General features: G+C 46.2%; 7 protein-coding genes. 4 read left to right on the top strand and 3 right to left on the bottom strand.

Annotated features, from left to right (window positions below; all coding sequences use genetic code 11):
* Positions 1-85: 85 nt before the first annotated feature.
* Positions 86-1,594: a PAS domain-containing sensor histidine kinase gene (locus ACLGGO_RS08750; protein WP_446419007.1), complete on the top strand. Its 1,509-nt coding sequence runs from the start codon at positions 86-88 to the stop codon at positions 1,592-1,594.
* Between the two features lie 199 nt (positions 1,595-1,793).
* Here the strand turns inward: ACLGGO_RS08750 and ACLGGO_RS08745 are convergent, their stop codons facing one another.
* Positions 1,794-2,738, bottom strand: coding sequence for a 2-keto-4-pentenoate hydratase (locus ACLGGO_RS08745; RefSeq protein WP_446419006.1), 945 nt, complete (start codon positions 2,736-2,738; stop codon positions 1,794-1,796).
* A gap of 191 nt (positions 2,739-2,929) precedes the next feature.
* Complete coding sequence (locus tag ACLGGO_RS08740) at positions 2,930-4,612, bottom strand: GH3 auxin-responsive promoter family protein (RefSeq protein WP_446419005.1); 1,683 nt, start codon at positions 4,610-4,612, stop codon at positions 2,930-2,932.
* 408 nt (positions 4,613-5,020) lie between these two features.
* On the opposite strand from ACLGGO_RS08740, the gene ACLGGO_RS08735 reads away from it, so the two are divergent.
* From ACLGGO_RS08735 to ACLGGO_RS08725, 3 genes are all read left to right on the top strand, one after another.
* Entirely contained in the window at positions 5,021-5,959 is a 939-nt protein-coding gene (locus ACLGGO_RS08735) for a cupin-like domain-containing protein (protein WP_446419004.1), read from the top strand.
* 863 nt (positions 5,960-6,822) lie between these two features.
* Positions 6,823-8,346: an MFS transporter gene (locus tag ACLGGO_RS08730; protein ID WP_446419003.1), complete on the top strand. Its 1,524-nt coding sequence runs from the start codon at positions 6,823-6,825 to the stop codon at positions 8,344-8,346.
* Positions 8,347-8,636: 290 nt separating this feature from the next.
* Positions 8,637-10,892, top strand: a complete 2,256-nt coding sequence (locus ACLGGO_RS08725) for a molybdopterin oxidoreductase family protein (protein WP_446419002.1) — start codon at positions 8,637-8,639, stop codon at positions 10,890-10,892.
* Between the two features lie 134 nt (positions 10,893-11,026).
* Here the strand turns inward: ACLGGO_RS08725 and ACLGGO_RS08720 are convergent, their stop codons facing one another.
* Positions 11,027-14,425 (bottom strand): PAS domain-containing protein, encoded by a 3,399-nt coding sequence (locus ACLGGO_RS08720; protein ID WP_446419001.1) that lies wholly within the window; start codon positions 14,423-14,425, stop codon positions 11,027-11,029.
* Positions 14,426-14,597: the final 172 nt, after the last annotated feature.

The raw sequence follows: 14,597 nt of genomic DNA, 5'->3' as shown, positions 1-14,597 counted from the left end.
TCATGCCCTATTCATGACTTCGGAGCAGGTTCCCTCTGCCAATCCGCGTCTTCACGAAGTAAGGCGCGGTTCATGAACCTATATCTTGCGTCGTCGCCACGGTATCCAAGAACGTCACCCGTTTAAGTTTCGCCGCAAAGATAGCTCAGAGTTATGGGCAATTGTTTCTGCCACGCCTATTTTAGACGCTCAGGGTGAGTTTGTCGGTGTGTTGAGGATGATTACCGACATTAGCGATACCCATCAGGAATCCGCGCAACGCCAACAGGCGGAAAATGCATTGCGAGAGAGTGAACGGCGATTCCGGGCGATTTTTGATGCAATGTTTCAATTTATTGGTTTGCTTAAACCCGATGGTACAGTTTTAGAAGCCAATCAAACCGCATTAAATTTTGGCGGATTGCAGCGCGAAGATGTGGCGGGGCGTCCATTCTGGCAAACCCGATGGTGGAGTCATTCTTCCCAAATCCAGGAACAATTAAAAGATGCGATCGCGGCGGCGGCGGCGGGTGAATTTGTGCGGTATGAAGTGGAGGTTGTCGGCGCTGAAGAACGGGTAATTACGATTGATTTTTCCCTCAAACCTGTGAAAGATGAGACCGGACAAGTTGTGCTACTAATTCCAGAAGGTCGTGATATTAGTAAGCAAAAGAAAACCCGAGAAGCTTTGCGCCAGTCGGAAAGCCGATTGAAATTCAAAAACCAAAAGCTCAAGCAAGTCTTACGCCAACTCAAACAAACTCAAGCCCAACTGATTCAACATGAAAAAATGATCAGTTTGGGTCAGATGATAGCTGGTATAGCCCATGAAATTAATAATCCGATCAGTTTTATCTATGGCAATATTAGTTATGCCCGTGACTATGCTTTTAACCTGTTCCATTTACTCGAACTCTATGCGAAACACTATCCAGAACCCATACCAGAAATCCAAGATGAGATTGAGGCAATTGATCTGCATTTTTTAAGAGCAGACTTTCCCAAACTCCTCAAGTCTATGCAAGAGGGAGCAGAACGCATCCGTGAAATTATATTATCTTTGCGTAACTTCTCACGGTTAGATGAAGCAGATCAAAAGGTCGTCAATATTCATGAAGGGATAAATAGCACCTTACTTATTTTGCAACATCGATTAAAAAAGACTGTCTTTTCTTCAGAAATACAAGTGATCAAAGAGTATAGTAAACTTCCCCTGATTCAATGTTATCCAAGTCAGCTAAATCAGGTGTTTATGAACTTACTCAATAATGCAATTGATGCCTTAGAACAGAAGACAAAACATTATGATAATTTAGAATTTACCAAAACCATCACAATCCGTACCAGTGTTAGAACTCACGATAATCATCTCAATTCTTCTCAGGTAATCATTCGCATTGCCGACAATGGTATTGGTATCCCCAAAGCCTTACACAAACACATCTTTGACCCTTTCTTTACCACTAAGCCTGTGGGCGTCGGTACGGGTTTGGGCTTATCGATTTCCCATTCAATTATTGTTAAAAAACACGGCGGACAGCTACGTTATATTTCCGAACCGGGTCAAGGAACAGAATTTATCATTGAGCTACCTATACACCCGCCTCTAAATTAAGTTTTGACACTTTCATACCCTTGCACCGCTATCAGGGAAAATGTATCATTGCTCCCCCTGCTCCCCCTGCTCCCCCGCCTTATTTCATCAATCCAATAAATCGGGTTCCTGTTTAATAATCATCTCATTGAAGCAACCATAAATAGCAACTAGAAATATATTTTATAAATTATAACAGTTTTAACCCAAAGCAATTTAACTATTCAAAACTCACGGATATCTCAACAGCATCCTGTTCCGTTAAGCCGAAATATTGAGCGCGAATAGTTTTTCCTGATTCTACGGGCATTAACGGTGTTATTGTTCCTAAGGATAATAAATCGCCTTTTTTCAGTCGCTTACCCCCAGATTTCAGGTCATCCCGCAACCATAAAACGATATTTAAGGGATGCTCTAATAATACATTGCTTTTACCTGTGGCTAATTCTTTCCCGGTTTCATCCACTATCACCAATTTAATATTACCTAACCGTTCTTGCCATTCTGGAGTAGCCGTCAGGGGAATCGGTTCACCCACAATCCCCAAACGCGCCCCCACATTAATCGCGATTAAGTCAGCGGCGTCTAAATTTACCCCCGATTCATAGATTAAATCCGGCAATTCAATAAACGGAATCACCGCATCTAAGGCGGCTAAAACCTCCTGGGGAGTCGTCGCTTCATTAATCGCCTCACTCCCCACTCTCACGATTAAATCCCCTTCAAACAGTGGACGTGCGCCAAAATTAGCGGGTACGATTGACCCACTGGGTAGGAGCATTTGTGCTAAGAGAATCCCGCGTAAGGGATGAGAGACATTAAACTGTTTCTGCGCGGTTGTACTCGTGAGTCCTGCCTTGTAACCAATACTTTGTCCTAAAATAGGAGTGAGTCTTTCTATAAAGCGATCGCGTAATTGTTCGGCTGAGGTTACAGTTAAGTTGGGTGACGCCTTTTCTAGGGGGATGCGGTTGAGGTAATGGGTGACTAATTCCTCCAGAAATCGGGAATCCGGCGTTATCACCCCGCCAGTATCAGTCAGTTCATCCTGGGCTTGGCAAGAGGTGCGTTTCGGTCTTTCTGTCCCTTGAACAGCACCGAGCCCAAAAATTTGACCCCCTAACAAAATTGTGAGAATAGCAGATTGCCAATAGTGTTTAATCATTGGTCATTAGTCCTTTGTTTGTTCCCTTATCTTCCTAAGGTTTCACGGGAGGGGCGGGCGCGAGTTACATCTGGGTGTAACCGAAAAGATAATAGCCTATGGGGATTGGGCGAAGCTTATGCGTTGGTACGTTGGTATAAAACCGAGAAATCTGGGCGCATAAGCTTCGCCCCTACGGCATTTTTCATTTTTCAATCTTCTGGTAATCTGATTTCCTCTAACACTTCTAACCCTGCCAAAAACTGCCGATCATTGCTAATATGAGGAAACTTCAACTGAGAATCAGGAACGCCGCGTTCTAACTGACGCTGACGCACGATGGCAAAGCTACCCGGTGCTAATATCCGTAGGCGGGGCGCTGGAATATAATTATCAGGTCGCTTTACCGCATAAGACATATTGGCGTCTTGCAGTTTGCGGTCAAAACTAGCCAGAAAACCTTGGGGATTTTCCAGATGTTGACCCGGTGCTAACTCAATATTGACTAAATAGTGAGTGGTGGTAATACTCTCCGATAGCGTCAGACAAAAGTCTTCTAAAGGTACGTCAAAGTCCTGTTGTAAGGCTTGCATCACCTGAGTTGCATGGTGTTCTGTTGTCTTCTCCGCAGTCGCCGACATTGTTCCGCCGCGACGATAGCGGAAGACAATCAAAGGCGTCTTATTGTAAAATCCAATAACTTCTACCACATCGCCAATATCATAGCGATAAAACCCACTATAATTTGTAGTTAAAAGGCGATAGTGTTCCCCAAGTTTAACCTCAGTCGCCAGTAGAGTTTTCGGATGTTCGGCGTCCCATTGGTCTTCGGGGACAAATTCAAAGAAACCGCTTTCAATCGCTAAGACACTCCCATCGGTGTCTACATCAGGATAGATACTAAATGTGGCTTCTGCGGAGGAATAAACCGCCCCAAATACAGGCGTATCCCCAAAATAATCGCCAAAGCGGTGAAAGTAAAAATCCGATGTACCGCCGCGTGCGGTGGCGACAAAGGATAAATCTGACCAAACCCGTTTCGGGGTTAGGCGTCCCTCGTGGTTTAAAATGTCTCGTAGTTCCTGCGCCCGTTGGGGATCAGCAGACCATTGATGCTCTAGTTGTAACCGAATTCCTGATTCTAAGTCCAGCCAGCCAGCAATTGTCCCTTTTTCTAAATCCCGAATTAAATCTTCGGCGTAAGTTTCCAAATAACTTGCCGTTCGCAGCAGGAGCATGGGAAAATTAGCAATTATTCCCCGCATGGTGCGATCGCGTAGAGCAAAGAGTAAACAAACATAGTGGCGGACTAGGCTATCCCCCGGTTGTAGGGTTTCAAAGGGATGGGCAAACAGTTGTTGGTACAGAAACTTACCCATCCGCAGCACGCCAACACTAGCATAACCGTACCGAATCCCTTCTGGGGTTTGTCCCAGGGGTTGTACAGAGTTGGTAATCAAGAGTTTACCAAACTTACGGTTACGAACTCTCAGTGCATCGGCTAAAAAACCCATACTGGTTAGATTAGCCCCGCGCAAGGAATTCTGAAACCGCTTAGTCACTGGAATCAGCTTCTTTGAACCCGTGGAACCACTGGTGAGATTGATATAAACAACGGGATCAGGGGTTAAGATATTCGACTCACCGTTGAAAATACGTTCCGTGTAGGGTTCATAACTACTATAGGGCAAAACCGGGACGCGATCGCGAAATTGGTCAATGGTTCCAATCTCCCTCAACCCCCATTTACGCCCTAGTTCCGTGTTCTGATACCTCCACAACAGGGTGAGGAGAAACCTTTCCTGTACCGCCTCCGTCTGATGCGTCTTATTCACGAAATTGGCTTTAACCCGTCGGGTTAGCGCGGTTAACAGGGGCAGTACATAATTTGACATAACATCCTCACACCAGTTACATTTGAGCGGACATTGGGCATTTCTCGCCAGCCAAATCCGTTTTTGGCAGTTTTGCCGACATTTTCCGGCATTTTATGGTATTTTTTCATACCGAACCCTTGCCCATAGTCATGTCCTTGTTTGCCAATGACCGATCACAAATTCCATCATTTTTGTCATTGCTTACATAAATTGTCAAGTTTTTTCAACATCCTCTCAGTCATCTTTCCCTCCCCTACTCTTTAATTTCAGTGAAACTGTTGATTGGGATGAAGTTGAACCCTTGCCAAGATGGGGTTTATTTAGTTTTTGTTCCCGATTCCCGGTTTAACCTTCCCGACATAGGCTAGAGGTTTCAGTGGCTTACCTAACCATTGACAATCTATTCTGGCGGAGTTTGATATGCCAATGAACCTTTCAATTTCTTCTATACCGCTTGTCGATATATCCACACTCACACCCGAACAGTTTAGCCAACGCTATCAACAAACGGGTACACCTGTCGTCATTACCGGATTGCTGGAGAATGAACCGGACTGGACTTTGGAGTATCTTTGTGCAAAGATTAGCGATTGTCAGGTTATCGTTCGCAATTATGAGCGGGCTAAGTATAAGACCGGACAGTCTAAACGTTCTCCTGTAGGCAGCGGCGTTGCGTTGGAAACAATGGGATTCTCGAATTATGCCGAACTTTTACGCTGTGGTAACGTTCAAGAGAATGACCTTTATCTAGGAAAAGTTCCCCTAAAAAATACAACCCTGACGAATACATCTGGCTGGAAAACCTTGGGCAAAAAACTGGGGTTAACTCATCCTGTCACTGATTTTAAGATGTATATGGGTTCAGGCATCCATCGCTCTGGATTGCATTACGATATTATGGACAATACCCTCATCCAAGTTCATGGGGTCAAAAAAATCGTCTTATTTCCTCCCTCTCAAACCTACAATCTTTATCCCTTTCCCATTCTCGCTCATTTACGCCATGGGATGAAATTGCGGTGCTGTTTTAGTCAGGTGTCCTTAGAGCAGCCAGATTTTGCCGCTTTTCCTAAATTAAAGCAAGCCCTAGAACATAAACAAGAGGTGATTCTCGAACGAGGAGACACGCTTTATTTGCCTGCCGGATGGTGGCATGATGTCAGCGGAATTGATCACACTATGATCTGTTCAGTTAATCGATTCTGGCGCATTTATCCCACCAGACGCGCTTGGCTGAATTGGCAGAAATGGCGTTCTATCCTGGGGGTTTTCTGTGCTATTCCTTATATAGGAGGCAATTTAATCACGGCTTTATTTCAGCCTGATCCCCAATCAACGATTCGCCAAATCTTGTACAGAATTTAATAGCTAAAATGGTGGCATAGATTTTACGATTAAATCGGGCGCACGGGGTGTGCATTGGTGTCAACTTAAGTCACAACCCTTACCCATTCTCGTTTCCAGCCGCTTGTCAAAGGAGGCGGAGCCTCAACAGAGGCATTCCCAGGCAGAGCCTGGGAACGAGAGTGTGCCTGGAAGCCTGCTCACTAACTGATTTGGCTTAAGTTGACACGCGGGTTTCACAATTAACACTGAGTGACACCTAACAAATGTCTATAAACCCGCCCAGATTAGTTGGAATGGTAGGGGCGGGTTTCACGATTAACATTGATTGACACCTAACAAATGCCTCTAAACCCGCCCAGATTAGTTGGAATGGTAGGGGCGGGTTTCACGATTAACATTGATTGACACCTAACAGATGTCTATAAACCCGCCCAGATTAGTTGGAATGGTAGGGGCGGGTTTCACGATTAACATTGATTGACACCTAACAGATGCCTCTAAACCCGCCCAGATTAGTTGTTTGGATAATTCACACCGGTGATTTGCCATGCCTTCCTGTTCCAGACGTAGCAGGCTACGTCTGGAACAGTTATGTAGGAAAATAATCATGCAATAAAAGAATTAATTTTATGCGGTCAGTGCATATTTAATCAAATTTTGTAATTAAATATACGAAACATATCAGGCAAGGGTGTGATTGTTGTACCTGAGAGCGGGGAACCGTAAACAAATTACTTCGGTTAATTGAGAGCGATGGAAAAGGGTACAAGTCTATCCTTGAGCGATGATTGCCTTAGCCATTGACGCATTCAGTGGATGAGAAAATTGCTCGATTAAATTAGACCCCCATTCTGGAATTTTTACACATAGGTAAGTAACTGATGCTGCAAGAATTATGGTCATTTCGCGGTCGATACCGCATCTTACATTTAACTTGGTTTGCCTTCTTTCTATCATTTGTCGTTTGGTTCAATTTTGCTCCACTAGCGACAGCCGTACAAGAAGAGTTAGGTTTAAGTGCGGCACAAATTCGCACCTTGGCGATTTGTAACGTGGCGCTGACTGTACCGGCTCGGATTATTATCGGCATGTTACTCGACCGTTTTGGTCCACGGTTAACCTACTCCGTACTGCTGATTTATGCAGCAATTCCTTGTATCGCCTTCTCCCTAGCTCAAAACTTTAGCCAATTAGTGATCAGCCGTTTAGCGCTGAGTATTGTGGGCGCAGGCTTTGTGATTGGTATCCGCATGGTGGCGGAATGGTTCCCCCCCAAAGAAATTGGCTTGGCTGAAGGAATTTATGGGGGATGGGGTAACTTTGGTTCCGCTGCATCCGCCTTTACCCTACCCACAATCGCGGCGTTATTGACGATTGGCGCTGGGGGTGGAATGGTCAACTGGCGACTCGCGATCGCACTTACAGGTATTATTGCAGCAATCTATGGCATCATCTACTACAGAAGCGTTCAAGATACCCCTCCTGGTAAAGTTTATCAGAAACCCAAGCGTCACGGTGGCTTAGAAGTAACCACAAAGCGGGACTTTGGATTCTTGATGCTGATGAATGTTCCTCTGGTGGGGATTCTGGCTGTCTTGGCTTGGCGCTTGAGTCAAGTGGGTTTCCTAGATCAAACGGGATTAATTATTACCTGGTTAGCGCTGTTGGGTTTATATCTGTTCCAAGCTTACAAATGCTGGGATGTGAATAAAGAGCTAATGACGGGTAAAAAACGGTATTCTGCTGAGGATCGGTATAACTTCTCTCAAGTCGCTCTTCTGGAAATGACTTACGTGGTTAACTTCGGTTCAGAATTAGCCGTTGTCTCCATGCTTCCCGCCTTTTTTGAAGGAACATTTGGGTTAAGTAGGCAATTAGCGGGAATGATTGCAGCTAGCTATGCGTTTATGAACCTAGTTTCACGCCCCGGTGGCGGATTAATTTCAGATACTTTAGGAAGCCGTAAATGGACGATGACGGTGTTGACAGGGTGCATGGGAATTGGCTATCTGATGATGAGTACCGTAAATGGGAGTTGGTGGCTACCCTTGGCTGTAATTCTCACTATGGGGTGTTCCTTCTTTGTCCAAGCCGGTGAAGGGTCTACCTTTGCCATGGTACCGTTAATCAAGCGCCGAGTCACGGGTCAGATTGCGGGTAATGTTGGGGCTTATGGTAATGTTGGTGCTGTGGCTTATCTGACTCTATTTAGTTTGCTCCCCGAAGGCGATATCGGTAACCGAGTTTTCTTCCAAACCTTAGGAGTTACTGCATTAGTTGTTACCTTCCTCTGTTGGTTCTTCCTCAGAGAACCTAAAGGATCTTTTGCTAGCCATCATGAAGGTGAAGAAACCGAAATGGCACTCGAAAGTCTGCCGGTTCTGGCGGATGAACAACACCATTGATGGTTAATTATTAATTGTTAAATCTGTAGAGACGTAGCCTGCTACGTCTCTTATCGGCAATTGGGATTAGTTTGCTTGTATTGGAGTTTCAATCCCGGTAACGGGATTCACACCATTCTGTAAAATTAGCATTTCTCCAATGTATTTCTTTCATATCCCCTTAATTTTTGTTGCTGTTTATACCAAAAGCCCTGATTAATTTCTTTAACCTGAACCCAAAGATAGTCAAAAAGATATGACTTCTAAATTTTAATTCCCTGTTCCCTGTTCCCTGTTCCCTGAAAAAATCTATGACTAACTCCACAAAAACACTTTGTCCCTATTGCGGTGTGGGCTGTGGTTTAGAGGTAACACCACCCGCACAACTCGGTCAAGCCACCCATCGCGATAGTGAAGGAACACCAATATGGCGAGTGCGGGGCGATCGCGATCATCCCTCCAGCCAGGGAAAGGTTTGTGTCAAGGGAGCAACGGTGAGTGAATCCTTGGATAAAAACCGTCTGAAATATCCGATGATGCGAGACTCCCTAGATCAGCCATTTCGACAAGTCAGTTGGGATGAAGCCCTAGAGCGCATCGTCTTGCAACTGCAAACTGTCCGCTTTACCCAAGGACCTGAAGCCATCTGCATGTATGGTTCTGGTCAATTTCAAACCGAAGACTATTATATCGCCCAAAAATTACTCAAAGGCTGTCTCGGTACAAACAATTTTGACGCCAATTCTCGCCTATGCATGTCCTCGGCTGTATCGGGTTATATCCAAAGTCTCGGATCAGATGGTCCGCCGTGCTGCTATGAGGATTTGGAACAAACCGATTGTGCCTTTTTAATCGGTACAAATACAGCCGAATGTCACCCAATCGTATTTAATCGCCTGCACAAGCATTGTAAAAAGAACCGTAAGGTGAAAATGATTGTGGTTGACCCTCGGCGTACTCCCACCGCAGAAGCCGCCGATTTACATCTAGCGATTCGCCCGGGTACGGATATTGATCTGCTGAATGGAATTGCCTATTTACTCATGCGTTGGGGTAAAATTAATACCCTATTTATTGATGAATGTACCAGAGATTTTCCCCTCTACGCCGATATCATTCGCCACTATCCCCCCGAACTTGTCGCGCGTAAATGTGGGATTCGGTTAGATGAACTGGAGACGGCGGCTCGATATTGGGGTGATTCCCAACGGGTGCTATCTCTGTGGTCAATGGGGATGAACCAATCCTCGGAAGGAACCGCGAAAGTCCGCACGTTGATTAATTTACACCTGATGACCGGAACCATTGGTAGACCGGGATCGGGACCGTTTTCCCTCACCGGACAACCCAATGCGATGGGGGGACGGGAAGCTGGGGGACTGGCACATATTCTCCCCGGTTATCGCTTGGTAAAAAATCCCCAGCATCGGGCAGAATTGGAACAGTTGTGGGGACTCAAGCCGGGACAAATTTCCCCAGAACCGGGTTTAACGGCTTGGGAGATGATCCTGGGGTTAGAGACGGGGGCGGTAGGGTTCCTCTGGATTGCGGCGACGAATCCGGCGGTGAGTATGCCCGATTTAGAACGCACGAAAGCGGCGTTGAATCAGTCACCGTTTACGGTGTATCAGGATGCCTATTATCCTACAGAAACAGCAGCCTATGCTCATGTCATCCTTCCCGCCGCCCAGTGGAGTGAAAAAACGGGGACGATGACGAATTCTGAACGGGTGGTAACCTTATGTCCTCAATTCCGCAACCGAGTTGGCGAATCTAGAGCCGATTGGGAAATCTTTGCCGAAGTCGGGCGGCGTCTAGGGTTTACGGAACACTTTGACTTTGCGGATTCGGCGGCGGTGCATCGGGAGTTCGTGCAACTCACCCGGGGGCGGGTTTGCGATATGACGGGTATTAGCTATGAGCGGTTAAAGGAGGGTCCGATTCAGTGGCCCCATCCGGAAGAAAACCCGGATGTAGGGGCGGGTTTTACTGATAACGTTTTGCCCACAACCCCTAACGTGACTGAACCCGCCCTGACCCCTTCAAAACGATTGTATACCGATTGGCGCTTCCCCACCGCCGATGGACGGGCAAAGTTTGCCGCCTATCACTCACGGGGATTGGCAGAACCCCCTGATCCGAATTATCCTTTAGTCTTGACAACGGGACGCCTTTATGGTCACTGGCACACTCAAACTCGGACGGGTCATATTCCCAAGATTCGGCAAATGCATCCACAACCGTTTTTGGAAATCCATCCCCGTGATGCCCAGAAACTAGGGATTGAAGAGGGAAATTGGGTGGAGGTGCGATCGCGTCGCGGCAAAAGTCGTTTTCCGGCGAAAGTTACTGTTGCGATCGCGCCAGGGACACTATTTGTCCCCATGCATTGGGGGGCGCTGTGGGCAGCCAATTCAGAAGCAAACACCTTGACGCACCCAGAGTCTTGTCCGGATTCTGGACAACCGGAGTTAAAAGCTTGTGCGGTGCAGTTGAGTTTAGTGCCAGAATCCTCAGAGGTGTTATGGGAACAAGCGGTTGAGCAACAGTCGATTTTGGGCAAATAAACCCGATTTGATTGTCCACCTGGAAACCGTAGGGGCGCATGGCGTGCGCCCGATTCAATGGTAAAATGTATTCCACCATTTTAGCTGTGTCACGCCGCCATCGTGGGAGGTTGGAGATGCGATCGCGCTGGATATCATGTCCTAGATTCACTCAAATTAACGGGAATTTCGATAATAAATTCTGAGCCTTTGCCTAAATCAGAAATACAGCTAATTTTACCCTGGTGTTTGTCTACGATAATCTGATGACTTACCGCTAAGCCTAAACCGGTGCCACTCCCGACAGGTTTGGTGGTGAAAAAAGGGTCAAAAATATGCTGACGCACGTTCTCACTCATGCCAATTCCGTTATCGCGAATCCGAATAATAATGGATTGGGGATTGGGGATTGGGGATTGGGTGAAGCATTCGCATTGGGATGTGGGCAGAAAACCGGGATGTCTGGGCGTGAATACTGACGCTCCTTTTGTCTCTACCGCTTCGCTAACGCCCCTAGGAATACATGATCCTTCGCTTTTTTCAAGGGCATGGGTTTGACTTATGTGTTCTGCTTTTGTATTATTAGACACTTCAGTCGTGATCGTAATCAACCGAGGTTCGGGTTGGCAGTCTAAGGCTTCAATGGCATTATCAAAGATATTGATAAAGACTTGATTTAACTGACTGGCATAACAGGTAACCTGGGGAAGTTGACTATAGTGTTTAATCACTTGAATTTCTGAGCGATTGCCTTGAGCCCGGAGTCGGGGCTGTAACATGAAGAGGGTGTTATCTATACCTTCATGGATATCAACGGCTTTTAACTGAGCTTCATCCAACTTAGAGAAGGTTTTGAGCGATCGCACAATTTTCTCGATGCGTTCAACGCCTATTTGCATAGACTTGATCAGCTTATACCAATCCCCGACGAGAAACTCTAAATCGAGATCCTCACTCAGTTGCTCAATCTCGGCGGTGGGGTGAGGATAGGTTTGCTGATACAGGTGTAGGAGTTTTAATACATCTTGAAAATAAGCGCGGGCATAGGTAATATTGCCATGGATAAAATTGGCGGGGTTATTGATTTCATGTGCCACACCTGCAACCATGCGCCCTAAACTGGACATTTTCTCGGTTTGGATGAGTTGAGCTTGGGTGCGTTTCAATTCTTTCAGGGTTTCTTCTAGCGCCTGAGCTTTTTCCCGTTCCCGGGTTTCCGATGCTTGTAATGCTAGTTCTATTTGTTTGCGATCGCTAATATCCCGGTGAGTACCCGTCATCCGCATCGGTAAACCGTTTTGATCATCAGCGACGACTTTCCCATAATTGGAAATCCATTTATACACCCCGGATTTAGTCAACAGTCGATAGTCCAATTTGTAGGGAATGGAGTGATCTTTTAAATGCGCCTGCAATAGTTCCATCACCCCAGGTTGATCATCGGGATGGATCAGTTTTTGCCAAGTATTGACATGTCCTGAGAGTTCATCATACTCATAGCCGAGCATATCAAACCAGTGACGGGAGAAATACACATCTCCGGTATTAATATTCCAATCCCATAACCCATCTCCTGAAGCGTCTAAGGCGAGTTGTAAGCGTTCTTCACTTTCGCGTAAGGCGGCTTGCGATCGCGTCCGTTCGATGGCAATCTTGGCAAGGTAGAGGGTTTGGTTAATTAAGGCTTGATCGAGGTTAGTTGCGGTTTGCGGGTAGTCATAATACCCGGCAAAGGTGCCTAATATGTTGCCATCACGGGATAAAATCGGTACAGACCAACAGGCTCTGAGTCCATGAGATAAGGCTAAGTCTTTATAATTTGCCCATAACGGATCAGTAGCAATATCGGTGACAATAACCGTTTCTTGGCGATAAGCCGCCGTACCACAGGAACCTACGCCCTCACCAATTTCCACACCATCGATCGCTTGGTTGTATTCCTGAGGTAAACTAGGAGCAGCACCTAAGCGCAGTTTACCTTGTTCATCGACTAAGAGAAAAGAACAGCGCATTTGCTCAGACTGTTCCTCAACAAACCGAGCTAAGGCTGCCAAAATATCCGGGAGTGACGCATCTGAAGCGATGCACTGCAAGATATAATTTTGTTGTGCCAGCAACATCTCCGCTTCTTTGCGATCGCTAATATCAATCGCAGCACCCAGGGTTTGTCGCGTTGTCCCGTCTGCATCCTGTTTAAACACCATCTCTTGGGCAAATAGCCAACGCCATTCCCCATTTTTGTGGCGCATCCGGTATTCTAACTCAAAGACTTCACCCACTTGGGCATATTTAATCCGGTTTTGATGATCCGTGAGGATGGCCAAATCATCGGGATGCATCAGCATTGAGAGAACCTGGTTCCCCATGTCCTGGATTTGTCCGGGGGTGTAGCCTAAAGTAGTATAGATTTCCCGGTTAGCATAGACATTGCGCTGCTTTATCCAATCATGAACATAAATAATATTGGGATTAGCATCATTAATCGCCTGTAGCCAGCGCTGAGACTCTTGCAAAGCTTGAGCCAGTTGCTGGCGTTCAATTCCCACCGCGATTTCATTCGCAACCGAGGCGAGGGTATCCAGGGTGTTTGGGGATAAAGGATGACGGGAAAACATCCCCATTACCCCCACAAGTTCATCTTCAACAATTAGGGGATAACCAGCAAAGGATACAATACCTTCCCGTTGCGCCCATTCTGGATCACTGAGTTCGGGATCACGAAGGATATCATTGGTAAAATGGGGTTGGCGTTGACTGGCGATGCGACCAATTTTCGACTCACCCAGGGGGATTCTAGCATGAGTGCCATTAAGATGGGTGTATAGTCCCGCCGAGGCTTGTAATTCCAGGATATTTTCAGTTGGGTGGAGCGTCCAAATTCGGGCAAAGGCGACATCGAGGTGTTGAACGAAAGCCTGAGTACAGCGAAACAGCATCGTGGATAAATCACTTTCCTGACTCAAGGCAAATCCGATATCTGAACGCAAGGCTAAGCGCCGCGCATGTTCCGTCAACTGTGCTTGTGCAAGTTGGCGATGGCGAATTTCTTGGTGCAACTGGGCGTTTTGTTCCTGGAGTTGCTGGGTTAATAATTTGAGATGCAGGTGAATTTTGACCCGCGCTAATACCTCATCGAGTTGAATCGGTTTACTAATATAGTCTACTGCCCCTAAGGATAATCCTTTGACTTTTGCGTCAGTATTCGACGTATCCACCGCCGCTGTCATAAAAATGACGGGGATATCCTGCGTCTTCTCCCATGCTTTGAGATGACGACAGGTTTCAAAGCCATCCATTTCCGGCATCATCACATCGAGTAAGATCAAATCGGGATCAAGTTTCTCTAAGAGTTTGAGCCCTTGCACACCACTTTTAGCTATCCGCACCTCAAAGCCAGCGTCTCTCAAAAAGTCCGAAACCAGTTTCAGATTTTCGGGCGTATCGTCGATGACGAGAATTTGTGGCTCTCTAGAGCAATTCCCCATCTCTCCACAGACGTTCGTCAACTCGTTGAGGGAATCTGGATTTAACTGAGATTTTTGATAAAGTGACATTTTATATTAGTTTCCCTTGCCCAGCACTGCTATTCTATTCGCTTCGCCCAACTATCGGGAAGATAGGGAAGTGGGAATTTACTCAAAATTTATTTAACTTTCCCAGCATCTATTCGACTATCCTTATGTCCCAATCGACAGCCCGGTTCCAGACTTCTATGTCTTGCTGCTT

The sequence above is a fragment of the Coleofasciculus sp. genome (genome assembly GCF_046565525.1).
GTDB lineage: Bacteria > Cyanobacteriota > Cyanobacteriia > Cyanobacteriales > Coleofasciculaceae > Coleofasciculus.
Note: the sequence above shows the minus strand (reverse complement) of the source record. Positions and strands in the feature narration are given on the sequence as shown.